Raw genomic sequence first — 23,668 nt, 5'->3', positions numbered from 1 at the left:
AGGAGATGTTATAAACCTACTATGTGTATTTTGTTTGTAAGGGTTTTCTTTCATGTGACAAGAACAAAAGAGATAATCCATATTGTATATAGAAACAGGGCTACAACGAATCTAGTTCTCTTGCCCCAACACCAGATTTCCGATAAACTGATAATGCCATTACATAAAACGAAATAGACTCATGGATCAATAGAAAAGGAGGTATAAATGTTTTCTTTGATTAAAAATATGACGATTCGAAAGCGGATTGTCTTTATATTTCTGACTTTATCTACTTTTCTTATTTTATTATTTATTTCTGTGTTTGCTTATTTTGAGATTGGCAATGCCCAGGATACATACAAGCAATTATCCAGACAGACGGCTAATGGACTGGCCTTTATGCCGGCTTTGGAGGAAGCTGTCAGCAGCAGTGACCATGACGAATTACAGGGAATTATTGACCGTGTGCGGCTGCAGGCAGAAAATCCGGTTGTGACCGTAGTTACACGAGACGGAGAATATATTATCCATCCAGATGAAAACCACATCGGTATAACGGAAGAAACAGAGCAATTTGACCAGACGCTGTTATATGGCTCTTATGTGACAGAGTCTGGGGAAGGGGCGCTTGGACCTGCTATTATGACCACTGCACCAATCTATGAAGAGGTGGATGCCAATGGCGGGGAAAGAATTATCGGTGCGGTTACAGTCGAGTATTTGGAAGAATCGATCAACGCTATCATAGTAAGTAAGCTCACAAGATTAGTTATCGTGGCATCCATTGGGATGATTCTTTGCGTTGGCGGAGCGTTGTTTTTAGCCAGAAGTATTCAGGAGGATACGATGGGCATTGAGCCTGCAGTTATCGCAGAAATGTTCCGTGAGCGGGAGGCCATGTTAAACGCAGTAAAAGAAGGGATTATTGTGATTGATGATAAGCAAGCGATTTCCTTGATTAATCCCTCTGCGAAGGCATTACTAGATTCATCGATGGAGCTCCGGCAGTCGATTCAACTGCTTGGCCTGCCGGAGACGCTTTTCTCTGGAAAGCCGAGCTATGATGAGGAAAAAGTCTACCAAGGGAAAACATTTATTACGAATTGCATTCCTTTATATGAAAATAAACAGATTGTCGGTGCGATTTGCAGTTTTCGAGATAAAACAGATATGAAGCAGCTTCAAGAAACAGTGATGCAGATAGAGGGCTATGCAGATAGCCTGCGTGCCCAGACACATGAATTTAAAAATAAGATGTATGTGCTGTTGGGGTTAATCCAGCTTGAGCAATATGAGGAAGCGTTAAAAGTGATTCAAGAAGAAACCGCTGATAAGCGACAAGCATTCCCAATGTTAAAGAACATTAAAGACCCTGGAGCGCAGGCAATTTTATTAGGGAAACTAGCGAAGGCGGCTGAGAAAAAAATAGCACTTATCATAGAAGAAGCAAGTCATCTGGATAAAACGAAAATAGCTGCTGCAGATATGGCTATCATGCTTGGCAATTTATTAGATAACGCCATGGATGCTGTACTAGAATCGGAGGAACAGAGAATCACCGTGATGGTTACTGATGTTGGAAGTGATATTGTGATAGATATAGAAGATACCGGGCCGGGAATGACGAAAGAACAGACTGGGCAGATTTTTACCAGAGGATATTCCAGCAAAGGGGAAAATAGAGGCTATGGTCTGTTTCATGTCTATGAAGCGGTGAAAAAGTATTGTGGAGAGATGGAAGTGACTTCCCCAGCTGAAGGTGGAACTGTGTTTTCTATCTATTTACCAAAAGGAGAAGAGGTGAAAAAATGAATGTGGTTATTGCAGAAGATGATTATCGGGTAGCTTTATTGCATGAAAAGTATCTGCAGGCTTTTTCAGAGATCACAGTTGTTGGCAGAGCGCTGAATGGCAAAGAACTCAAGGAGCTGATAGAAAAAGAGAAAGTAGATCTGATCATCCTTGATATTTATTTTCCTGATATATTAGGGACAGAATTGCTTCATTACCTGCGAATGCATTCTCCGGATCTGGATATTATTATGGTCTCTGCATCTACAGACCGGCAGCATTTGCAGCTGGCAAAACGTTATGGCGTATACCAGTACTTAATTAAACCAGTGACGGTGGATGATTTTACAAATACGGTAAAACAATATGTAAAGGATCGGATATGGTTTGAAGAAACGGGAGAATTTAAAGCGAACGATACCGATTATTTTTTGACAGGGGGATACCAGCGAAGCATAGAAGAAAAAGGGACAAATATGCCTTTGCCGACAGGGATTGATTCCATTACATTAGAAAAAGTAAAAGCAGCGTTAAGGGAGCATCCAGAAGGGGTAACCATCGATAAGATGTGCCAGCTGGTCGGGATTTCAAGAACAACGGCCAGACGATATTTGGAGCATATCGTATCTGACGAAGAAGCTACTACCATTTTAAATTATGGGGTTATCGGCCGGCCGGAAAGAAGATATATTTTACAGTAAAACCTCAAAACATCCTGGTATCAGGGTGTTTTTTTATTCTCTTTTTTTCACTTAATGGATAAAAAGGACGAAAAGGCATTAAAGAATGTTAAGTGAATAAAATTCGAAATATTGTTTTTCCTCTTTGGGTTTGCAATAATTACCCTATCATTGAAAGCGTTTACTTAATTATTTATTTTGAGAGGTGTTGACATGAAGCGTTTATGCTTATTATTTATTGGCTGTATTCTTCTGGCAGGATGTTCAGAGAATACCAGTGAAGGGAAAGGGACCTTTCCTGAAAAAAACATAGAGATTATTGCTCCGGCAAGTCCGGGCGGCGGATGGGACAGGACAGCGCGTTCTGCACAGCGGGCGATGAATGCGGACGGGACCGTAGAAGAGGATATTACAGTAGTGAACAAGCCTGGAGGCGGCGGGGAAGTAGGCTGGCAATATTTGATGCAGCAGGATGCGCATTTTGCTGCATTAAATTCCAGTCTATTAATTACAGGTCCATTGCTTGGTCAGACAGAATTAACCCATGAAGAATTTACGCCATTAGCCATGTTATCTACGGAATGGCTTGCTGTGGCAGTCCGGGAAGATGCAGGGATTGACAGCGGTACAGAGTTATTGGAGCAGTTGAAGGAAGATCCAAAGTCGCTGGTGATTGGTGTCAGTCCATCTTTAGGAAGCGGGAATCATCTGGCCTTTGTCCAAGCTGTGATTGAATACGGCATTGATCCGACAGAATTACAGTTCCTTGTTTACAGCAGCGGCGGCGATATTATGAATGCATTACTTGGCGGACACATCGATGTCACCAGCAATTCGTTATCTGACCTGTCCGAACAATATTTAGCAGGAGAAGTGGATATATTAGCTGTTACATCGCCAGAAAGACTAGACGCATTTCCGGATATACCAACCTGGAAAGAGCAGGGTATTGATATGGAATTTCCGCATTGGCGCGGAATCATGGGCCCTCCGGGAATGAGTGAGGAGGAAATTGCTTCCTGGGACCTTTATTTGAGTGAAATGGTAGAAACAGAAGAATGGCAAACAGATTTAGAGAATAATAATTTGGAAGAATTCTATATGAACAGTGAAGAAACAAAGGAATTTTTACAAGATCAAAATGAATTTTTTGAAGGTATAGTAGAGGATTCTGGCTTAACGCCTTAGGAGGGAAAATAGGATGCAGGTAGCAATACGGTATGCCATGCCTGTCATGTTTATTATTGGCAGCGTTATCTATGGCACGATGATTATACAATTAGATCCGGCAACATTAGGCAACCCGGATGGACCAAAGTTTTTTCCTTTATTTGTTTGTGCTGGATTGCTGGTATTTTCTATCGCAGATTTAGTCAATGTACGTAAACAAATATATGCGAAGAATAAAGATTTAGAGCTGATTGCCCAGCTGAAATCATTTAAATTAATTGCAATCATTATTGGAATTTGCGTGATATATACGCTTATTTTTGAACATGTCGGTTATTTGATTGCAACGATATTATTTATGGGAGCACTTATGTTTTATTTAAACGGAATGAAGAAATGGCTCTTGAATGTAGTTGTAACACTGGTTGTTTCTGTTTCAACCTGGTATGGCTTCACAGAGCTGCTGCAAATAAGTCTGCCTTAGAGGAGGAGTGCGAGAATGGATGTAAATATTATTTTAGATGGATTATGGACAGCGCTCCAGCCTGCTAATTTGTTATGGCTTTTACTTGGAGCAGTTCTTGGTACAATTGTCGGTATTCTGCCGGGGCTTGGAGCGGCAACAGGAGTGGCAGTGCTTATTCCATTAACGTTTGGAATGGAGCCGGTCAGCGCATTGATTTTAATGGCAGCGATTTACTACGGAGCTTTATTTGGAGGCTCCCGCAGCTCTATTCTGATTAATACGCCGGGAGATGGTTCTTCGATTGCAGCTACGTTTGACGGATACCCGATGACGAAGAAGGGACTGGCAGGGCAGGCGATGTCTATTGCTGCGATGGCTTCGCTGATTGGCGGTGTGATGGCAATCTTCGGATTTATCTTTTTAGCAATACCGCTGGCAAATTTTGCATTAAATTTTGGGCCGGCTGAGTTTTTGCTGTTGTTCCTATTTGCCTTATCTGCTGTGGTGACCTTATCGCAAGGAAATATTATTAAAGGCTTTTTAACCATGTTTTTAGGATTGGGTATCAGTACAATCGGAGTGGATTTGCAATCCGGCGTACACCGCTTCACCTTTGGATTGCCGCATTTAACAGATGGTATTAATTTTATTGTGATTATCATCGGTATTTATGCCATAGGGGAAGTGCTTTATAATTTACTTAAACCGCAATACTCTGGAAAATCAAATGGGCAGGACATCGGGAGCAAGTGGTTTACGAAGGAGCAGTGGAAGCGATCGCTTGCCCCGATTATCCGAAGCGGCCCGATCGGATTCTTCCTCGGTGTACTTCCCGGTTCTGGCGGAACGATTGCTTCTTTGTTATCTTATAGTACAGAAAAACAAATATCCAAAAATAAAGATGAATTCGGCAAGGGTGCTGTAGAAGGACTGGTTGCACCAGAATCCGCAAACAGTGCATCGGCTGTCGGCTCGCTGATTCCGATGCTGACCATGGGGATACCTGGGTCCGGGACAACAGCAGTGATGCTGGGAGCACTTGTTATGATTGGAATCACACCGGGACCTTTGTTATTTGAAAATAGTCCGGATACGATTTGGACGCTGATCAACAGTATGTTTATTGGAAACATTATCTTAGTAATTATTAATATCTTAATGGTCGGTATGCTGGTGAAAATCTTAAAAACACCGCCGAATGTGCTTTATCCGATTGTTCTTATTCTTTCCTTCTTAGGGGCATATACGCTTGGATACAGTACAATTGATTTTTATATTTTAATTATTGCCGGTGTTATTGGGTTGTTGATGCGTATTCTGAATTACCCTGTTGTACCGTTAATTCTTGCTTTGATTGTTGGAGGAGATATGGAGCAAAATTTCCAGAGAGCAATGATTGTTTATGATTCTCCAATGGATATTTTATTTGCTTCTCCGATTGCGATTGTTCTTGCTTTGCTGACTGTTTTATCCCTTTGTTATCCATTGATTGCGAAGGTTTTTAAGAGAAGAAAGGCAGTGAAATAAAATATCATATACAAAAAAGCGAACATCTATTATTAACAAATAGGTGCCGCTTTTTTTGTTTGTAATTCAACTTTCGCACATTAAAAAGTAATTTCAATTCTATAGAAACAGGCGTTGATCGTTCCTTCGATAACACCCTTGACAAAGAATAAAAGGTGAAGTGTAAAGCACCGCTGTGGCGAACCATTTTGCTTTCCGACGTACAAATGTTTTCGATGGGACGAGTAATCGCAGTCCCAGGACGTACTAGTGCAGACGTTGCAACAACTCTTTTCGATGGGGTGAGTAATCGCAACCCCAGGACGTTGCGATGTTAGTCTGCCTAGGGGCACGCTCTTCAGCTAACTTTTGCCAAGAAGAGCACTTGGCAAAAGTGAATCTTCAGATGGTGCTGATTCCTCAGGAGTCAAAAGTCAAAACGATCCGCCTCTGCTAGCAGGATATTCTATCCGTGAAAAACAACTAACCAAATAGACGTTTGATCAGATAGAACATATTTTATATGCTTTTGATAAAATATTTGGGAATATTTTAAAAGAGTAGTAAGACCTAATGAAAAAGTATTTAACTCTGCGAACTATTTTGAATTACCATCGGTCTGCCCATATAGCGTGCATTATAGTAAAATACATAACAATAAACTTGTTGCGTTTAAATATATAGAGGGAGCAATAATATATGTCGGCAAGAAAGACATTGCAGAGCTTAGCTAACTTGGAGAAAGCAATCGGAAGACTGGAAGATGCTCTAAATGAAGGTGCAAAGAATAGCTTGTTTATCGATGGAACAATTCAACGTTTTAAGACTGCGTTTGAGCTTTATTGGAAAACGTTAAAACGAATGCTTGAAGAAGAAGGGATTGAAGCAAAATCCCCCAGAGAGACATTAAAACAAGCATATGCAGTAGATTGGATTCAAAATGAACAAGCTTGGCTGCAAATGCTCCGTGATAGAAATGAAACCTCCCATGTATATGATGAAAAGAAGGCAAGAGATATTTATGAAAATATTGCAGGTTATTTCCCTGAAATGAAGGAGACCTTTAAATTTTTAAAAGAAAAGTATAAAGAAGGAGGGAGTGGATTTTACGATGATTGAGCAAAAAATCATAAATCAGTTAACTCATGTTGGTCAACGTATCAATACCATTCATAAAATTATTCTTTTTGGATCAAGAGCTGTTGGGGATTATACACTAAAATCTGATATTGATTTAGCATTTGTTGCTCCAAATATGACGAAGGAAGAATGGGTGGAATTAACATTTGCTTTAGAAGAGGAGTTAGATACATTGCTATTTTTGGATTTGATTTAAGTATGAAGATGCTCCAGAAGAGTTAAAAGAGGAGATTTTGAAAAGCGGAAGGGTGATTTATTCGGAAGGAGCAGTTATTGATAAAAAGACTTCTTAGAAGCAAATACACTTAACTATAGCATAGTTGATTTTTATATTTTAATTATTTTATTGCCTGTGAGATAGATTTATTATTGAATGCAGGAGGAGAAAGGCAGTGAAATAAAGAAGATTTCAACATGTAAACACAGTATCTATGGTGATTTCTACATCGATAGATGCTGTGTTTTTTAACGTATACGAAACATTATTTGTACGGTTATCACAGGTGAAATTGAAATGAATTCTCTTATAAGACTATGGTATACTCAGCTGTAGAAGCATAATCAAGATAATATAATCAAAGCATTTAGCATTATATTTTTGGAGGAAGATAACATGCTGCAAATGAATTCACAAGAGCTATTAAATGAAGAAAATGGTCAAGCCGGCAATTGGATGAGAAGGAATCCGGAGGTCATTTATTTAAATGAAACTGTAAAAGCTGCAGCAGCGCTTCTTCATAATTTGGCAGCCGATTTCCTTCCTGTTGTAGGGGAATCTATGAATCCGGTTGGAATCATTACGTCCAAAGCAATCCTGAAAGCGTACCTGGATGGGGAAAACGAAGCGTCGATTGCGAATTATATATCACAGGAGGATTTTTCGATTATTCGAGCCGATGAGTTCATCATCGATTTTTATAAAATGCCGTATACTTACTTTTTTGCAGTTAATGAGAAGCAGCAGCTGACAGGCGTATTAACAAGAAAAGAAATACAGCAATGTTTATCGTTTTATATGAACGAGCTGAGTCAAACCTCTCATACTGCCGAAATTTTGGATGTTATTCTTGAAAGCGCTTATGAAGGGGTTGCTGTTGTTAATCAGGAAGGAATCATTATTGAGTTTAATGAAGCCTACAGCCGTTTTACTGGAATTGATCAGAAGGATGCTGTCGGACGACCAGTACAGGAAATTATTGAGAATACCAATCTGCATCATACAGCCAGAAATGGAATGCCGGAGCGGGGAGTTATCCAATACATCCAAGGGCAGCCGATGGTGGTGCACCGGATACCGATATGGAGAGAAGAAAAGCTGGTGGGCGCAATCGGGATGCTTATTTTTGAAGGCGTAACAGAGCTATATCAAATCTATGATCGGTTTTTGGAAAAAACGATGCAGACAGCTGTAAATAAAGACAGAGTGAAGCAGCCTTTGCAGGAGAACAGAATAGAGCATGCATCGATTGAAAAAATTAAGGGATCCAGTGAACAGATAACGGATGTGAAGCGGATTACCCGAAAAGTTGCCAAAACAGATGCAACCGCTTTAATCACAGGGGAAAGCGGAACTGGGAAAGAAATGTTCGCTAAAAGCATCCATGAGCTGAGTTATTATCAACATGGTCCATTTATCAGTGTCAACTGCGGCGCCATACCGGAGCAGCTTTTTGAGTCTGAAGTATTTGGCTATGCAGATGGTGCCTTTACAGGTGCGAGAAAAGGCGGGAAACCGGGAAAGTTAGCATTAGCTAAAGGAGGGACACTGTTTTTAGATGAGATTGGTGAAATGCCTGAGATGATGCAGACAAAATTATTGCGTGTGCTGCAGGAAAAGGAATTTGAACGGGTAGGAGCAGTTCAAAAAGAAAAGCTGGAGGCAAGAATCGTTGTAGCGACAAATCAGAATTTGTTAGAAATGGTTCGGGAGGGAACCTTTAGAGAGGATTTATATTATCGGATCAACGTTATTGAAATCCCGATACCGCCGTTAAGAGAGCGTCCGAAAGACATCCCGGTACTGATTTCTCATTACTTATCGAGTTTGTGTAAGAAATATGATGTTCCGGATAAAGAAGTAACACCTGAAGCAATGGCTGTTTTTATGAATTATGCCTGGTATGGAAATATCAGAGAGCTGATAAATACAATGGAAAAGTTAGTTATTTTAGTTGAATCCGATACCATCGATGTAGACTATCTTCCAAACTATTTGAAGCGTTTTGACCTGCTGGAGACGCCTTACGTCTTCCAGCGGGAAGTGAAGAATAAAGAAAAAGAAGTTCTGATGAAAGCGCTGGAAGAGAACAGAGGCAACAAATCAAAGGCAGCGAAGGAACTCGGGATGCACCGTACGACATTATATAAAAAAATGAAAAAGCATGGTTTGGATAAATAGTGTAGCAGAATAACTACAACTTTTCAGTGAAGTGTAGCTGTTTAGCTACACTTTTTGTTTTAAAACGCTTACAGCAGCGCTCTAAAAATTTGGCATGATTTTTGCTATTTAAAAAGTGAAAGAAAGAGAGAAGGAGAGATACTTATGGGAGAGAGTAATGTGTTTCGTACACCACAGACTATTCATTATGGAAAAGATGCTTTTAAAAAGATAGGGAAGGAAGCATCGGAAAAAGGGCAGAAGGCGCTGATTATCAGTGACCGTATCATGGAGAAGCTTGGTTATGTCAGCGAGTGCAGAGATATCCTTTTGCAGGGACGGATTGAAAGCGCTGTCTATTTAGGGGTTGAATCAGAGCCGACAGATGTTTATGTTGCTGAGGCATTGGAATTATGTAAAAAAGAAAAATGTGATGTCGTTATTTCCGTAGGTGGAGGCAGCTGTATTGATACGGCCAAGGCAGTAGCTGTCGCTGCAGTAAATGGGATTTATATTGGAGAGTATATGGGTGGAAAGAAACAAATAGAGCAGCAGCCGCTTCCGCATATAGCAGTGCCGACTACAGCCGGAACAGGTTCAGAAGCAACAGATGTTACCGTAATCACTGATACAACGAATGATGTCAAGATGATGATTAAGCAGCCATTACTGATGCCGAATGTAGCGATTGTAGACCCTGTTCTAAGCATATCATCGCCTAAATCCGTTACAGCTGCTACCGGGATTGATGCTTTAAGTCATGCGGTGGAGGCTTATATTTCGAAAAAAGCACAGTCCATGACAGACACGCTGGCTTTATCGGCGATTGAACAAATCGTAAAGAATATAAGAACGGCCTATAACGAAGGAGAGAATGTGGCTGCCCGGGAAGCAATGTCTATTGGATCCATGCAGGCGGGGATGGCTTTTTCCAATGCCTCGGTGTGCTTAGTGCATGGCATGTCCAGACCGATTGGAGCGTTGTTCCATGTACCGCATGGGATTTCTAATGCAATGCTTCTTCCTGCTGTGCTTGATTTCAGCAGAGATGATTGTGTGAATCGATTAGCTGATTTAGCGAAATTTTTTGATGCGGACGCAGATAGGCTTTCTAAAGAGGAAGCTGCAGATCTGACGGTTTATGAAGTAAAAAAACTGTGCTATGAGTTAGATGTTCCTAATTTACAAGGCTGGGGAATCGATCAGAAGAATTTTGAAGCAGCTGTCAGTAAAATGGCGGAAGATGCAATGGCAAGCGGCAGCCCGCAAAATAATCCGAGAGTACCAACAAAAGAAGAGGTAGAGGAGCTTTATCATGTTTGTTTCTCGTATCAGTTTAGCATAGAAAAAACGTCGTAATAGAAGGGATGATATCAAGGGGGATAAATGGGATGGAAATAATCAGTTTTATCGGATTGATAGCTGCGCTTGCTTTGCTCGTCTATCTGACAATGAAGGGAATTCATATTATCGTTGCTGCGCTGATCAGCTCAGTAGTTATAGCTGTTACAGGGGGATTGAATTTAGAAACAGCATTACTGGATAATTATATGACGGGCTTTACAGGGTATTTTGCTTCATGGTTTTTAGTATTTTTATTGGGTGCTATTTTTGGAAAGTTTATGCATGAAACCAAATCAGCGGAAAGTATTGCCCAGTGGATTAAAAAGAAATTCGGCGTCAAACGGGCCGTGTTTGCCGTGGTAGCGGCAGCAGCAGTGATGACATATGGAGGGGTAAGTTTATTTGTAGTTGGCTTTGCGGTCTACCCAATTGCTGTTTCCCTGTTCCGTGCGGCCAATCTGCCGCATCGTTTTATTCCTGCTGCACTTATTTTTGGATCGATTTCGTTTACGATGACTGCACCGGGATCACCGGAAATACAAAATATTATTCCAACAGAATTCTTTGGAACTACACCGACAGCAGGCGGCTGGATTGGAGTTTTATGCTCCCTGCTGATTATGATTGCCGGCGGATTGTACCTTGGATCAATGGTGAAGAAAGCGGTTGCCGGCGGGGAAGAATTTTCTCCTCCAAAATCCGTTCTGGAAAAAGAAAAAGAGGAGGCAGCTGCCGCTGTGGAAGAAAATGAATCACAGGCGCTGCCGAATATTGTGGTTGCTATTTTACCTCTCTTTTTAGTTATTGTTTTACTAAATATATTAGGTCAGTTTATGAACCCGACAACGGCATTATTAATTGCATTAATTGTAGGGATTGCTGTTTCCTGCTTAACGATGTTGAAATTTCTTAAGGAATTTTGGAGTTCAATGGCAGCAGGAACACAAAATGCACTGGTTGCACTGGCAAATACCTGTGCGGTCGTTGGTTTTGGAAGTGTTGCCGCAGAGGTATCGGCATTTGATACCTTGATAACTGGACTTGTTAATCTGCCTGGACCGCCATTATTGGGACTGGCTATTGGGGTAACGGTTATTTGCGGAATTACTGGTTCGGCCTCTGGCGGGTTAGGGATTGCACTGCCTATTCTAGCGCCTATTTATTTGGCGCAAGGAGTAGACCCTGGTGCAATGCATCGTGTTTCTGCGTTAGCATCCGGCGGTCTGGATTCGCTTCCGCATAATGGAGTCGTTGTTACGACGGTAAGAGCTATTTGCGGCGAGACGCACAGCCGGGCATATAAACCCGTTTTCCTTGTTAGTATTATTGTTCCAAGTATCGTATTAGTATTGGCGATTGTGCTTTACAGTCTTATTTAATAAAGAATATTACAGGAGGTTTTTTCATTGACACAGACAACAGTAGAAACATTAAAAAATTATGTAGGCGGAAAATGGATCGAAGCGAAAACAGCAAAAACAGAAGAGGTAGTGAACCCGGCGACAGGAGAAGTGCTTGCTCACGTGCCGTTATCTACTTTAGAGGATATTAATTATGCAATAGAAACAGCTGCAGAGGCATTTGAAACCTGGAAAGAAATTCCGGTACCAAAACGTGCCCGGATTCTATTTAAATACCAGCAGCTTCTTGTTGATAATCATGAGGAACTGGCAAAGCTGATCACTCTTGAAAATGGTAAAAACTTTGCGGAAGCGTATGGAGAAGTACAAAGAGGAATCGAAAATGTAGAATTCGCAACAGGAGCGCCGTCATTGATGATGGGAGAGCAGCTTGCTTCGATTGCAACAGAGTTGGAATCCGGATTATACCGTTATCCAATCGGAGTTATTGGAGGAATCACACCGTTTAATTTTCCAATGATGGTGCCGTGCTGGATGTTTCCGATGGCGATTGCGACTGGAAATACGTTTGTAATGAAGCCTTCTGAACGGACACCGCTGCTTGCCAATCGTTTAGCGGAATTACTGGAAGAAGCTGGTCTCCCGGGCGGTGTGTTCAATATCGTTCACGGCGCACACGATGTCGTAAACGGATTATTAGATCATCCGCAAGTGGCAGGGATTTCATTTGTCGGTTCGCAGCCGGTGGCCGAGTATGTCTACAAACGCGGGACAGATAATTTAAAACGGGTACAGGCTTTGGCAGGCGCAAAGAATCATTCGATTGTTCTGCAGGATGCCAACCTGGATAATGCTACAACACAAATTATGAATGCGGCATTTGGTTCGGCTGGCGAGCGCTGTATGGCAGCTTCTGTAGTAGCAGTAGAGGACAGCATTGCAGATGAATTTATCAAGCTTTTGACACAAAAAGCCAATGGAATTCAAATTGGTAATGGTTTAGATGAAGGAATTTTCCTTGGACCAGTGATACGTGACAAGCATAAAGAACGTACGTTAAGCTATATTGAAGCTGGACAAGAAGAAGGGGCTAATCTGGTTCGGGATGGCCGAAAAGATGAAGCTGTGAAGGAAAAAGGCTATTTTGTCGGTCCGACCATTTTTGATCAAGTTACTTCGGAAATGAAGATATGGCAGGATGAGATTTTTGCGCCTGTATTATCTATCGCTCGTGTGAAGGATTTAAGTGAAGCAATTGAACTGTCTAATCAATCACGCTTTGCGAATGGAGCATGTATTTTTACCAGAGATGGGGGAAGCGTCCGTCAATTTCGGGAAACCATTCATGCAGGAATGCTTGGTGTGAATATTGGTGTACCGGCGCCAATGGCATTTTTCCCCTTCTCCGGGTGGAAGGATTCGTTTTATGGGGATTTACATGCCAATGGGAAAGACGGGTTACATTTCTATACGAGAAAGAAAGTTATTACGACGAAATGGGTGTAAGGAGAAAGAGAGGTCGCTGTATTTTTGCAGCGGCTTCTTTTTTTTGTTTGTAAGCAAGCTTCTAGTCATCAAATAAGTAAAATAGATTTTATAATTTTTAAAATAGTATATTGCAAAGCTAACTTATCTGATGTATATTATATTCATCAGATAAGTTGAGAGGAGGTATCTTTTTGAGAGGGAATTTTAACACAGTATACGATAAATTAAAAGACGAAATTATGAGCGGAAGTCTTGAGGAAGGCACAAAGTTACTTTCTTTGGCTAAGTTATCTGATAAGTATGATGTTGGCGTGTCTACTGTCAGAGAGGTATTGAGAGCGCTGCAAAGCCAGTCTTTTGTTAAAATCGAGCAGGGAAGAGGCACATTTGTTACATACGATGCAAAAAGAAGCAATGACTCTATATCGAAATCAGAAGTAAGAGATTTAATGGATTTAACCAGTTTTAGAACAATGGTGGAACCTTCTTTTGCTGGAATTGCTGCAGTACAAGCATTTCAATTTGAGATTGATTTAATTGTTGAGTCAGCAAATAAGATGGCGGAGTTAGCTAAAAAAGGAGAAGACACCAAAGAAGAGGATTTAACTTTTCATCTATTAATAGCTAAAGCAACGCATAATGCTTATACGATAAAATTTTATGAGGATTTTCAAGAGCAGTTATCGATGGGAAGAAAACATACCAATGTTCCAGGAATGATTGAAAAGGCAGCGCATTATCATTTGATGATAGCGGAAGCAATCAGAACTAGAAATAGCAGTCAGGCAAAGATGTACATGCAGGCGCATATGGAATCAAATGAAGAATTAGCTTTAAATTTGTTATTCTAAATTTCTTAATTTTTAACAACGAGGTGAACTGTTTTGAAAAGGGTTACATCATATGGAGACAAAGGATTTAGTGAGTATATAAAAATGGCGTTTCAAAGAAATCTTGGATATGACGAGAATGATTATAATAAGCCTATTATTGGGATATGTAATACGTTTAGTGAAATCAACAGATGTCATGCACATTTAAAACCGATAATTAATTCTATAAAAAATGGAATTTTAATGGCAGGAGGGATTCCTCTTGAATTTCCAACGATTTCTGTTGGAGAAATGTTTACCAGTCCTACTACGATGCTGTATAGAAATCTAGTAGCGATGGACACGGAAGAAATGATAAGTGCACAGCCTATTGATGGTGTTGTTCTTATTGGAGGCTGTGACAAAATGGCCCCAGGACAATTGATGGGAGCTTTTAGTGCCAATAAACCTGCCATTCTATTTACTGGAGGTCCGATGGAAAATGGTGAATATAAAGGGAAGACTCTGGGAGCCTGCAGTGACTGTAGACATTATTGGCAAGAATACAAGGCAGGGACAATCTCGGAGAAAGAATTATCCGAGATAAATGCCCAATTAGCTCCAACAAATGGACATTGTATGGTCATGGGATCAGCGAGTACGATAGCTGCTTGTTCAGAGGCATTAGGCATCATGCTTCCAGGAAGCTCTACTCCTCCAGCTACAGTGAATGAACGATTAAGAATGGCAAAAGAAACAGGAAAAGCTATCGTTAATTTAGTGGAAAAAGATATAAAACCTGCCGATTTTATTACGAAAAATTCATTTGAAAACGCTATCACTACTTTAATGACAGTAGGCGGTTCAACCAATACGGTTATACATTTAATAGCAATAGCTAAAAGACTTGGGATTGATTTAACATTAGATGACTTTGAAAAAATATCGCAAAGAACTCCGATATTAGCTAATTTAAGACCGGCAGGAGAATTCCAAATGCAAGAATTTTATCATGCGGGAGGCGTTTCTGCATTATTAACAGAGTTAAAACAGCTGCTGCATTTAGAAGAATTAACGGTTTCGAATAAAACGCTTGGAGAAAATATTGAAGGTGCAGAAGTAATAGAAGAATATAGAAAGATAATTAAACCATTTCATAAGCCGCTTTATAAAAATGGAGGGATTAAATTATTAAAAGGGAATCTAGTACCTTCCGGGGCAATTATAAAGCCCAAAGCAATAGCAAACCCTAAATTAATGAAGCATACTGGAAAAGCTATCATATTTGATTCCATTCAAGAGATGGAGGAGAAAATAAATGATGATAATTTGCAGGTAGATGAAAGCAACGTGTTGGTATTAAGAAATGCCGGACCCGTTGGTGCGCCTGGAATGCCAGAAGCGGGAGGGATCCCTATTCCCAAAAAACTTTTAAAAGAAGGAATCAGGGATATGGTTCGAATTTCAGACTGCCGGATGAGTGGAACGGCTTCCGGTACCGTGGTTCTTCATGCTGCACCTGAAGCCGCTGTTGGAGGGCCGTTAGGTCTTTTGAAAAATGGAGATAAGATACATTTGGATATAGAAAATGGAATTCTTGAAGTGCTGGTTTCTGAGGATGAATTACAAAAGAGAAAAGAGTTTTGGAAGCCTCCTGTATTTAAAGAAGGACGAGGCTATCCCCAGTTATACAGAAATCATGTTCTTCAAGCCTCAGAGGGGTGTGATTTTGATTTTTTACTCCCTTAAGCAATAGTAATCTAGTGAATACCCTTGAATAGAGCAGTATATAAAAGAAGGAGGATTAATATTTTATGGAAAGTACTGCGTGGATTATTACGGTAGGAATACTAGCGATGGTAATATTACTTTTTCTGATTATCAGAACAAAGCTTCAAGCCTTTTTAGCCCTGATTATAGCCAGCTTATTTGTAGGGCTAGCTGTTGGCATGCCGCCGCAGGAATTATTGGCACATATCGAAGAGGCGATGGGTGGTACGCTTGGTTTTGTGGCATTAATTATTGGAATTGGAACAATATTCGGGGAAGTATTGAGAGCATCCGGGGCATCTGAAAAATTGGCTTTAACCTTGATGGACAAATTTGGAGAAAAGAATATTGTCTGGGCGCTAGGGGCAAGCGGATTTCTGATTTCTATAGCTGTTTTTATTGATGTTGCTATCGTCATATTGGTTCCGTTAACCTATGCCTTAGTAAGGAAATCAAAAAAATCATTACTTTATTATGGAATTCCTTTAACAGCTGGTCTTAGTGTTACGCATACGTTTATTCCTCCAACACCCGGACCTATTGCAACTGCAAGTATAATCGGTGCTGATTTGGGTTATGTCATTTTATTTGGAGTAATTGCAGGTATCCCAGCCATGATAATTGCCGGACCGCTTTTTGGAAAATTTATATCGAAAAAAATTCATGTAGATGTTCCTGAACATTTTAAAGAATCAGAGGTAAACTATGATCCAGATAAACTGCCGGGATTTGCCGGTGTTGTTATTATGTTGATTGCACCGCTGATTTTAATTTTAGGAAATACTACGGCAGATTTATTATTGGATGAAGGAAATATAGTTAGAGAAATTCTGATGTTTATTGGAAATCCTATCATTGCCTTATTAATTGTAAGTCTTTTAACCATATGGTTATATGGAACAAGGCGAGGTTTTACTAAAGGGGAACTGCAAAAAATAACTACAAGAGCTTTAGAACCGGCAGGGATAATCATTTTGATAACTGGTGCTGGAGGAGTATTTGGACAAACGTTGATAGCTACTGGAATTGGAGACATTCTTGCAGATGCAATGCAGCAAATTAATATGCCGATTATCTTATTCGGATTTATCACTGCAGCATTAATTCGAATTACACAGGGATCAGGAACAGTATCAATGATTACTGCTGCCAGTCTGGTTTCACCTTTAATCCAGCATTTTGATGTCAGTGAACCAATGCTAGGTTTGGTGACAATCGCAATTGCTTGTGGAGGGACTGCTTTTTCTCATGTGAATGATTCCGGTTTTTGGATGGCGAATAGATATTTTGGAATGAGTGTAGCCGACACGTTAAAGTCTTGGACAGTTATGAAAACGTTAGTTGGATTAACTGGATTAGCAGTTGTTTTAATATTAAGTTTATTTATAAAGTAAATATAGAGTGCTCCATCGATCTTATGCCTTTTAGAAATATATAAGATGGATGGAGTTTTTATTTATTGCTTTAAATAATAGGAATTCTTTTTTGCCTCTACTTTTCAAAATTTATCAAGAAGAACCGTCCGTAAACCTCCCGCCTCAAAATAAAGCATGAAAATAAATTTATCTTGTTGAATAGTTATCTAAAAACGGAATGAGCTAGAATCTATGCATTTTAAAAAACACTATGAGATACTGTACACAGAAAATTAGAACTATAGTTAGAAGAGGAGAGATAATCATGAAAATACTATTAGTCGGAGCAACTGGCTCCATCGGAGAAGTAGCGTATGAAGAATTAAAGGACGATGCAGAAATCATCCAAGCCAGCCGGAACACTTCAGAATATCCAGTAGATATTACCTCTGAAGCAAGCATTAGAGCGCTTTTTAAAAAGGTGGGCGAGGTAGACGCCATCATTTGCGCAGCAGGCTCGGCTCATTTTGCAACCGTGGATGAACTGACACCTGAACAGAATATGATTGCGGTAAACAGTAAGCAGCTGGGACAGGTGAACTTAGTATTAATTGGTTTACATTATCTGAGAGACAACGGAAGCATTACGCTGACAACGGGTGTTTTGATGGATGATCCATTGAAAACAGCATCCTCATCGGCGATGGCCAATGGCGGTGTATCCGCGTTTGTTAAATCAGCAGCCATTGAAATGCCGCGTGGAATCCGGATTAATCATGTCAGTCCATCGATGCTGGAAAAATCAAAAGAAAAATATGGTAAACTATTCCAAGGATTTGAACCTGTATCTTCCAAACGGATTGGCTTAGCTTATCGAAAGAGCGTTTTTGGTGCGCAGACTGGCCAGGCTTATAAGGTTTATTAAGCAATTTAAAAATTATTGTTTAACTAGACAAATAGAAAGCAGATCAATTTAGCTGTAATTGGTCTGCTTTCGTATGAGCAATAAAAATATGAAAATAAGGACGTCTTTATAATTGAAAAGGTTCTTCATAAAGTTCTTTGGTAATAGAGACAAAAAGCTGCGTAGCATGGGACGGGCTAGTTGGCGTACATAGTCCTATAATTCGATAAGCATCCTCTTTTAATTTGATAATCCGAATACTTTTAGATGTTTTTTCTCTTTGCAGTACTAGCTCCGGTCTAATATTTATTCCGAGATTTGCTTCAACCAGCGCAATAATCGGCAAATCTTCAGATACTTCATATTTAATATTGGGAGATAGATTATATTTTGAAAATAGTCCATTGATTTCATCATCCCAGCTCTTTTTGGGTTTGATAAACGGATAGGAAGACAACTCCTTTACGCTGATTTCGTTTCTGGAATGTAAAGGATGCTGATTGGAAACAATACAAAATAATTCATCTTTTTTTAGCGGTGAAAAGGTTAGACCGCTGTTTTCAATCGGAGTATTAAAACAACAATCCAATTCCCCGGTCAGCACCCTTTTTTCAAGGGATTCATAATCACCTTCATGAATATTCACTTCAATTCCTGGATACTCCTCCTGCATTTTCATAACAATGTCAGGAATCCAATTGCCTGTCACACTGGAAAAAGAACCTACATTCACCGTTCCGGTCTTCAACCCATTCAAATGGCTTGCTTCCTGCATTAACGCCTCATTCATTTTTTCTATCTGCAACGTATACTGATAAATTTTTTCTCCTTCTTTGGTTAAGGTAATTCCATTTCTGTTTCGATTCAATAATTTTAAATTTAAATCAGATTCCAAACTTTTAATCGCGTTACTGAGTCCGGGCTGCGTAAGGTGAAGTTCCTCTGCTGCTTTGCTGATATTTTTCAGCTGAATTACTTTATTAAATATTTCATATCGCTGCAATGTCATGGGCGTGCTCCTTACTATCATTTTTTTGAATGGTAGACATAATGAATATTTATTTTACTTATGCTAATTATCTAAATAAAATGAGAATATGTCAAACAAATTCCAATTAAAGGGGGCATACGATGTCGACGATAAGAACGGTTGAACAGATAAGTAATTTTATAAATGGGGAATGGGTAGAACCCACTTCAGGAAATTATACAGAAGTTTTTAATCCGGCAACGGGAGAAGAAATTGGCAAGGTTCCGATTTCAGGATTTGAAGAAATTGATAGCGCTGTCAAATCAGCGGAGCTTGCTTTTAAAGAATGGAGAAGAGTTGCTGTTCCAAAAAGAGCGCGAATGCTATTTAAATATCAGCAATTATTAATTGAAAACAGGGAAGAGCTGGCTGAAATCATCACATTAGAAAATGGAAAGACATTTGATGATGCAACGGGCGAGGTACAAAGAGGAATTGAATGCGTAGAATTTGCTGCTGGTGCTCCAACCTTGATGATGGGAGAGCATCTGCCGGATATCGCTACAGGAATCGAATCGGGAATGTATCGCTACCCGATTGGAGTCGTCGGCGGGATTGCACCATTTAATTTTCCGATGATGGTTCCATGCTGGATGTTTCCGTTAGCTATTGCCTGCGGGAATACATTTATTTTAAAGCCATCTGAAAAAACGCCATTGCTTGCTAACCGATTGGCTGAAATTTTTAAAGAGGCCGGTTTGCCTGACGGTGTATTGAATATTGTTCATGGTTCCAACGATGTTGTGAATGGAATTTTAGAACACGAAAAAATTAAAGCGGTATCATTTGTCGGGTCTCAGCCTGTTGCAAAATATATTTATCAGACAGCTGCAGCAAATGGAAAGCGTGTCCAGGCGCTAGCCGGTGCTAAAAATCACAGCATTGTGTTAGAGGATGCAGATTTAGATAATGCAGTATCAAATATTACTGCTGCAGCATTTGGCTCAGCTGGGCAAAGATGTATGGCAGCCTCTTTAGTAGTTGCTGTTGGAGATGTTGCAGATAAACTGACGGAACGCTTGAAGCAGGCAGCGGATAATGTGGTTATCGGAGATGGGGCGGATAAAGCATCTTTTCTTGGACCAGTTATCCGGAAAGAACAAAAGCAAAGAACGTTAGATTATATTGAAACTGGTTTAGAAGAAGGGGCGACCTTACTGAGAGACGGAAGAGAAGATAAGAAAGACAGTGACGGATATTTTGTCGGGGCAACGATATTTGATCATGTTCGCACCGATATGAAAATTTGGGAAGATGAAATGTTTGCGCCAGTGCTTTCGGTTGTACGTGTGAATACGATTGATGAAGCAATCGAGGTAGCGAATGCATCGGAATTTGCGAATGGAGCCTGCTTATACACGGATAGTGCAAAGGCTATAAGAACATTCAGAGAGGAAATAGATTCCGGGATGCTAGGGATTAACTTAGGCGTTCCTGCTCCAATGGCATTCTTCCCGTTTTCAGGATATAAGAATTCATTTTATGGAGATTTACATGCAAATGGCAAGGACGGTGTTCAATTTTATACGCGAAAGAAAATGGTGACGGCGCGTTATTAAGTGTATAAGGAGGTTGGCCAATGCTTCAATCGATGAATCAAGCAAATGATATTAAGCAAAAAGATGCTAAACAGCTCTGGCACGCAATGAGAGGGTCTAAACCCGATCCGAATCTTCTGGTTGCGGAAACTGCTGAAGGAGCGTGGGTGACAGATATTGACGGAAATAAATACTTAGATGGAATGTCTGGATTATGGTGCGTTAATGCCGGTTATGGACGGACGGAAATTGCACAGGCAGCATATGAACAATTGGAAAAGCTGGCATATTTTCCGCTGGCACACAGTCATCAGCCGGCGATTCAATTGGCTGAGAAGTTAAACAGCTTTCTAGATGATGATTACGTGTTCTTTTTCTCTAATAGCGGTTCGGAAGCAAATGAAACAGCCTTTAAGATAGCGAGGCAATACCATCAGCATAAAGGAGAAGGACAGCGGACAAAATTTATTTCCAGATATCGTGCTTACCATGGAAATACCATGGGAGCGCTCGCTGCAACCGGCCAGGCTGAAAGAAAATATAAGTATGAGCCGTTAGCACAAGGTTTTTTGCATGTAGCACCGCCTGATCTTTATCGCAACCCGGACGATGAAAAGACTTTATCCTCTGCGGAAGCAATTAATGAATTAATGACATGGGAGCTTAGCTCAACCATCGCCGGTGTGATTATGGAGCCGATTATTACCGGAGGAGGCATTCTGATGCCGCCTGAGAATTATCTGAAGCGGGTCAAAGAAATCTGTGAGGCGCATGGAGCATTGCTGATTGTCGATGAAGTTATTTGCGGCTTTGGCAGGACGGGCAAACCGTTCGGATTTATGAATTATGATGTAAAACCGGACATTATTACGATGGCAAAAGGAATTACAAGTGGTTATATGCCTTTATCAGCTACTGCAGTCAGAAGAGAAATTTTTGAGCAATTTGACGGTGAAGATATATACGATCGTTTCCGTCATGTGAATACGTACGGCGGGTCCCCAGCAGCCTGTGCTGTAGCTTTAAAGAATATTGAAATTATGGAAGAGGAAAATCTCTTCCAGCAGTCGGAACAGCTGGGAGCACGATTACTAGAAGATTTTCAAGATTTATTAACGCATCCCAATGTCGGGGATGTCCGCGGGAAAGGCTTGTTGCTGGGAATAGAGCTGGTAGAGGAGAAACAGACAAAGGAACCAATTCATGTCGATAAAATCAATCAGATTGTAGCTAAATGTAAGCAAAGCGGATTGCTGGTTGGTAAAAATGGGGATACGGTTGCCGGCTTTAATAATATTCTTCAGCTGGCTCCACCGCTCAGTATTACAGAAGAGGATTATCAATTCATCGTCAAAACAGTGACGGAGAGCATTTCAGAGTTGAATTGATTGGATTCTTCAAAGGATAGATACAAAGGAGGAAGGTATCATGAGTGACGCAGCAGCATTTGAAGCAGTTTTAAAAGATACGGAAGAAGTTCAGAATATGTATATCGCTGGGGAGTGGACCAGCGGGAGTACCGGAAAATCCAGAAAGGTTTATAACCCTGCAAACAACCAAGTCATTGCAACCGTTGCTGACGGCGGCGCAGAGGATTCAGACAAAGCAATCGAAGCTGCCAGAAAAGCCTTTTATGAAGATGGCTGGCGTGAAGCCTATGCGAGAACAAGGGCTGACCTGCTATTGAATGTAGCAGAGAAGCTGGAGGCGCGGAAAGAGGAAATAGCAAAATTAGAAACATTAAATAACGGAAAAATCTATGAGGATTCTATTGTTGATGTGGAGGATGCCATACATCAATTTAAATATTATGCGGGACTGGCGATGCAGCCGCATGGTCAAACCTATGAAGTGCCCGATGAAATTCAGGCCATGGTGATTCGGGAGCCGGTTGGCGTGGTCAGCATTATTGTTCCGTGGAATTTCCCGCTGGTAATGGCTGCGCAAAAGCTGTCAGCTGCGCTTGCTGCAGGGTGTACCGTGATGGTAAAACCAGCTTCTCAAACGCCGTTAACCGTGTTGAGATTATTTGAAATTATTGATGAGGTCGGCTTTCCAGACGGGGCAGCGAATCTGGTGTTGGGTCCAGGCTCTGTGATCGGCAATCAATTAGTACAGCATAAGGATGTCGATAAAATATCGTTTACCGGCGGAACAGATACCGGGAAGCAAATTATGAAGGATGCAGCGGATACCATTAAAAAAGTCGGCTTAGAGCTGGGAGGAAAATCTCCAAATATCGTATTTGCCGACGCGGATTTTGAAACGGCAGTCGATTATGCCATGCTGGGCATCTTCGCCGGACAGGGGCAGGTTTGCTCGGCGGGCTCCCGATTAATTTTAGAGAAAAGTATCTATGAGAAATTTGTTGATGAATTAGTAAAACGCACGAACAAAATCAAGATTGAACCGGGATGGGACCCGCAAACTGAAATGGGACCGCTTATTTCTCCGGATCATGCCGATTCTGTTCTGGAATATGTCAAAGTCGGCTTGGATGAAGGCGCGGAATTATTATGCGGCGGAGAACGTTTAACAGACGGTTCTCTTGCAGAAGGGAATTATGTAGCTCCGACGATTTTTGCAAATACAACACCAGATATGCGGATTGTACAGGAAGAAATTTTTGGGCCAGTACTGGTTATTCAAGTATTTGAAACAGAGAAAGAGGCACTGGAGCTGGCAAATGGAACAGATTTTGGATTGGCGGCAGCGGTATTTACGAATGACGGTGCGAAAGCGCAGCGGGTGATTCGCGGATTACATGCAGGAATTACCTGGGTGAACAGCTATCATCCAACATTCAATGAAGCTCCTTGGAGCGGCTATAAGCAGAGTGGAATTGGCGGAGATTTAGGCACATATGGCTTTGAAGAGTATCTGTATAAAAAGCAGGTCAACATTGCTTTAGAAGTGAAGCCTTCAGGCGCTTACTCCAATGCAGACAGTTAATC

19 protein-coding genes are annotated in these 23,668 nt (G+C 40.7%); 18 read left to right on the top strand and 1 reads right to left on the bottom strand.

Annotated features, from left to right (window positions below; translation table 11 throughout):
• Positions 1-207: 207 nt before the first annotated feature.
• From ACZSMY_RS07010 to ACZSMY_RS06940, 15 genes are all read left to right on the top strand, one after another.
• Positions 208-1,794 (top strand): ATP-binding protein, encoded by a 1,587-nt coding sequence (locus ACZSMY_RS07010; RefSeq protein WP_212929311.1) that lies wholly within the window; start codon positions 208-210, stop codon positions 1,792-1,794.
• Positions 1,791-2,474, top strand: coding sequence for a response regulator transcription factor (locus ACZSMY_RS07005; RefSeq protein WP_042533547.1), 684 nt, complete (start codon positions 1,791-1,793; stop codon positions 2,472-2,474). The genes ACZSMY_RS07010 and ACZSMY_RS07005 overlap by 4 nt, the downstream gene beginning before the upstream one ends.
• 192 nt (positions 2,475-2,666) lie before the next feature.
• Entirely contained in the window at positions 2,667-3,641 is a 975-nt protein-coding gene (locus ACZSMY_RS07000; RefSeq protein WP_042533548.1) for a tripartite tricarboxylate transporter substrate binding protein, read from the top strand.
• Between the two features lie 13 nt (positions 3,642-3,654).
• Entirely contained in the window at positions 3,655-4,107 is a 453-nt protein-coding gene (locus tag ACZSMY_RS06995; protein ID WP_042533549.1) for a tripartite tricarboxylate transporter TctB family protein, read from the top strand.
• 15 nt (positions 4,108-4,122) lie between these two features.
• Complete coding sequence (locus ACZSMY_RS06990; protein WP_042533550.1) at positions 4,123-5,616, top strand: tripartite tricarboxylate transporter permease; 1,494 nt, start codon at positions 4,123-4,125, stop codon at positions 5,614-5,616.
• A gap of 678 nt (positions 5,617-6,294) precedes the next feature.
• Entirely contained in the window at positions 6,295-6,714 is a 420-nt protein-coding gene (locus ACZSMY_RS06985) for a nucleotidyltransferase substrate binding protein (RefSeq protein WP_042533551.1), read from the top strand.
• Positions 6,707-6,931 (top strand): nucleotidyltransferase domain-containing protein, encoded by a 225-nt coding sequence (locus ACZSMY_RS06980; RefSeq protein WP_226894955.1) that lies wholly within the window; start codon positions 6,707-6,709, stop codon positions 6,929-6,931. Before ACZSMY_RS06985 ends, ACZSMY_RS06980 begins: the two co-directional genes overlap by 8 nt.
• Positions 6,932-7,348: 417 nt before the next feature.
• Positions 7,349-9,133: a sigma 54-interacting transcriptional regulator gene (locus tag ACZSMY_RS06975; protein WP_465147597.1), complete on the top strand. Its 1,785-nt coding sequence runs from the start codon at positions 7,349-7,351 to the stop codon at positions 9,131-9,133.
• Between the two features lie 144 nt (positions 9,134-9,277).
• Positions 9,278-10,471, top strand: a complete 1,194-nt coding sequence (locus tag ACZSMY_RS06970; protein ID WP_193064154.1) for an iron-containing alcohol dehydrogenase — start codon at positions 9,278-9,280, stop codon at positions 10,469-10,471.
• Between the two features lie 32 nt (positions 10,472-10,503).
• Positions 10,504-11,835 (top strand): GntP family permease, encoded by a 1,332-nt coding sequence (locus ACZSMY_RS06965; RefSeq protein WP_193064153.1) that lies wholly within the window; start codon positions 10,504-10,506, stop codon positions 11,833-11,835.
• Positions 11,836-11,862: 27 nt separating this feature from the next.
• Complete coding sequence (locus ACZSMY_RS06960) at positions 11,863-13,323, top strand: CoA-acylating methylmalonate-semialdehyde dehydrogenase (RefSeq protein WP_193064152.1); 1,461 nt, start codon at positions 11,863-11,865, stop codon at positions 13,321-13,323.
• A 173-nt stretch (positions 13,324-13,496) separates the two neighbouring features.
• A complete protein-coding gene (locus ACZSMY_RS06955; RefSeq protein ID WP_042533555.1) occupies positions 13,497-14,156 on the top strand; it encodes a FadR/GntR family transcriptional regulator in 660 nt (219 codons plus the stop codon).
• Positions 14,157-14,189: 33 nt separating this feature from the next.
• Positions 14,190-15,866, top strand: coding sequence for a dihydroxy-acid dehydratase (locus ACZSMY_RS06950; protein ID WP_042533556.1), 1,677 nt, complete (start codon positions 14,190-14,192; stop codon positions 15,864-15,866).
• A gap of 65 nt (positions 15,867-15,931) precedes the next feature.
• On the top strand, positions 15,932-17,281 hold the full coding sequence (locus ACZSMY_RS06945; RefSeq protein ID WP_256706093.1) for a GntP family permease: 1,350 nt from the start codon (positions 15,932-15,934) through the stop codon (positions 17,279-17,281).
• Positions 17,282-17,567: 286 nt separating this feature from the next.
• Entirely contained in the window at positions 17,568-18,167 is a 600-nt protein-coding gene (locus tag ACZSMY_RS06940) for a short chain dehydrogenase (RefSeq protein WP_256706094.1), read from the top strand.
• Between the two features lie 106 nt (positions 18,168-18,273).
• Here the strand turns inward: ACZSMY_RS06940 and ACZSMY_RS06935 are convergent, their stop codons facing one another.
• Positions 18,274-19,155: a LysR family transcriptional regulator gene (locus ACZSMY_RS06935; RefSeq protein WP_256706096.1), complete on the bottom strand. Its 882-nt coding sequence runs from the start codon at positions 19,153-19,155 to the stop codon at positions 18,274-18,276.
• 122 nt (positions 19,156-19,277) lie between these two features.
• Here ACZSMY_RS06935 and ACZSMY_RS06930 point away from each other — a divergent pair, with 122 nt between their 5' ends.
• Genes ACZSMY_RS06930 through ACZSMY_RS06920 form a run of 3 tightly spaced genes read left to right on the top strand, consistent with a single transcriptional unit; the run spans position 19,278 to position 23,666 of the window.
• Positions 19,278-20,735, top strand: coding sequence for a CoA-acylating methylmalonate-semialdehyde dehydrogenase (locus tag ACZSMY_RS06930; RefSeq protein WP_276540063.1), 1,458 nt, complete (start codon positions 19,278-19,280; stop codon positions 20,733-20,735).
• Between the two features lie 20 nt (positions 20,736-20,755).
• Positions 20,756-22,102, top strand: coding sequence for an aspartate aminotransferase family protein (locus tag ACZSMY_RS06925; RefSeq protein WP_256706097.1), 1,347 nt, complete (start codon positions 20,756-20,758; stop codon positions 22,100-22,102).
• Between the two features lie 40 nt (positions 22,103-22,142).
• Positions 22,143-23,666, top strand: coding sequence for an aldehyde dehydrogenase family protein (locus ACZSMY_RS06920; RefSeq protein WP_465147596.1), 1,524 nt, complete (start codon positions 22,143-22,145; stop codon positions 23,664-23,666).
• The last annotated feature ends 2 nt before the right edge of the window (positions 23,667-23,668 follow it).

This window comes from Oceanobacillus sp. B139/18, assembly GCF_055524595.1.
This window is presented reverse-complemented; position numbering and strand designations above follow the sequence as displayed.